General features: G+C 46.8%; 3 protein-coding genes. All 3 read right to left on the bottom strand.

Annotated features, from left to right (window positions below; genetic code table 11):
• Positions 1 to 125: 125 nt before the first annotated feature.
• Positions 126 to 728 (bottom strand): lysine exporter LysO family protein, encoded by a 603-nt coding sequence (locus JX312_RS12550; RefSeq protein WP_204458235.1) that lies wholly within the window; start codon positions 726 to 728, stop codon positions 126 to 128.
• On the bottom strand, positions 725 to 1,024 hold the full coding sequence (locus JX312_RS12545) for a LysO family transporter (protein WP_123405871.1): 300 nt from the start codon (positions 1,022 to 1,024) through the stop codon (positions 725 to 727). The genes JX312_RS12550 and JX312_RS12545 overlap by 4 nt, the downstream gene beginning before the upstream one ends.
• A gap of 21 nt (positions 1,025 to 1,045) precedes the next feature.
• Positions 1,046 to 2,216: RagB/SusD family nutrient uptake outer membrane protein (locus JX312_RS12540; protein WP_204458233.1), on the bottom strand; the 1,171-nt coding region annotated here is incomplete at its 5' end.

The following is a 2,216-nucleotide window of genomic DNA, read 5'->3' as shown; positions in this document are numbered from 1 at the left end:
GCCAGCACAAATAGCAAATTGCCATCCAACTCTTGACCTCGAATTTGATTAACACTTTTTAAGAGACACTAGTGACAGATATACATAGATTTGATATATGTTTCATGGTAAGTCTTAGAAGCTGTTTAAAAGCTACAGAAAAATGTAACAAGAAACGGTACGCTGAAATCCACCACAAATCCGTGATAGATGGAAAGCACCACAAATTCCTTGCCGGAGACGTTAGTAATTATCGGCAAAGTAGTATCCATGCTCGTGGCTCCACCCGAAGAAATCGGAGCAAGAGNTCCGAACCATCTGTATATCAGCGGAGCACCGAGAAGCGTTATGATCTCACGACATATATTCGCAAGCAGCGCTATGGTTCCGAGTTCCGCACCCCTGTATTCTGTAATGAATATGCTTGACAGAGAATAATATCCGAAGCCGGATCCTACAGCAAGCATATCCGAGACACTTCTGTCGGGGAATAACAAAGAGATCGCCGAGCATCCCGCCAAGGTTCCGATGATTGTTATCAACGGAAGCAGCAACATCACACCGCTTTGGGTGCGCAGACTTTTCAAGGCTGAGAAATCACTGCCCACACCGATACCAACGCAAAACATCAGCATTGCAAGAGCTGTAAAGCTGACATCAAAACCGAAATCATCGATATGCAGCAGTCCGGTCATGCCGGCGATAATGCCGAGAATAAAGAAACCTACTATTATAAGACTTCCTTTCATCGCACTTCACCCCCTTTCCCGGATTCACGTGTTTTCCTGCGCACCGCAACCCGCCATAATGCATACGCGAGAATTGATGACCCGGCAACGCCTCCAGACGTGATAACCAGAGCCTCCATTCCTAAGGAAGCAATTCCCTTTACTATTCTTTCATCACCTCCGGCTTCGACACCCAACAGGAAAAGCAACAGCCATATGAGCACAGAGATTATTCTTCCGAGGAGACGGAGATTCCGTCTCCTCAGAAGCCATCCGGCTAAAATACCGGATGCCATTATAAGAATAATCTTAAACATGGATACCTTTTATTCGATTAGTTATAATGCTGAATTGGAATTTATTTCAGTAAGAGGAACAGGATAGAAAGCCTTCGACTCGTCAAAACCGGGACGACCGGCATTCTTCAGAGCCTCTGCTGTCTTTCCCCAGCGGCGGAGGTCATACCAACGCCAGTTTTCAAGAGGAAACTCTATCATACGTTCATGTTCTATCTGCGCACGCACCGCATCCTGCGTCGTGCCCTGCATCGGAGGCATGTCTCCATGCACATCCCTGATTTCATTAATCAGCGGAACCGCGAGTTCTGGATGTCCCTGCTCGTTCAAAGCCTCCGCCTTCATGAGCAATACATTTGAATAACGCATTAAGGGAACATTTATCGCACAATAATTGGTTTCAAGTCCCGCCATATCCGCAGGCATGAATTTACGGAATGCAGGCTTGTCCGCGCCATTGAACCAGTCATCGTAGTCATGTCCATACACCCTTCCGCTGCCGTCGTTATAGTAATCGCATTTAAAGAAGATGGTTGCATACATGCGGGAATCATAACGTCCCGTAGTAGCTGTCATTCCCTCTTTGCGGAACTCATTCATAAGAACGGTGGATGGAAGAATCTCATCCCAACCCCAGAGTTCGCTGCACCCAATCCAGCGATGCATCTGTGTACGGTAATTGGCACCGTTTGCAGTGCTCATCGATGTCTGAAGTTCGAAAACCGACTCCTTGCAGTTTTTATTCGATGCATCGAACATAGAAGCGTAATTCTTCTCAAGACTATAACCTGTAACTTTGTCAAGGGCAGTCACCGCAGCTTTAAGGAACTCGTCCTTGCGCGCCGGCTCCTCATATGCACGCGTGAGGTTGGCAAAACCAAGATAGGCGTAAGCTGCCCCGCATGTGGCACGGCCAAGATTATCTGAGCCATATCCGGCAGGAAGAGAAGTCGCATCTGTCAGATCCTGCATTATGAAATCCCAGGTATCCGTTCTGGATGACAATCCACGGTTCAGATCATCCGGGTCGGTGATATAATGGTCTCTTACAATTATTTCCTTCCAGTTAAGTATCAGTTTCAGATGATAATACGCACGCAGGAATCTCGCCTCTTTCACAATCTGAGAACGTACAGAAGGATCAATGGCTCCGTCAGGAATCTCAGCCACTTTCTCTATGACCTGATTCGCAAAACTTATACCTGTATAGTGA

Source organism: Barnesiella sp. CU968 (assembly GCF_905219685.1).
Lineage (GTDB): Bacteria > Bacteroidota > Bacteroidia > Bacteroidales > Muribaculaceae > Lepagella > Lepagella muris_A.
The sequence above is the reverse complement of the archived record's forward strand: the minus strand, read 5'-3'. Positions and strand labels throughout refer to the sequence as shown.

What these genes read in the sequence shown, in the direction of transcription:
- JX312_RS12545 (WP_123405871.1), bottom strand. Translation starts at nt 1,024, where the DNA reads ATGTTTAAGATTATTCTTATAATGGCATCCGGTATTTTAGCCGGATGG.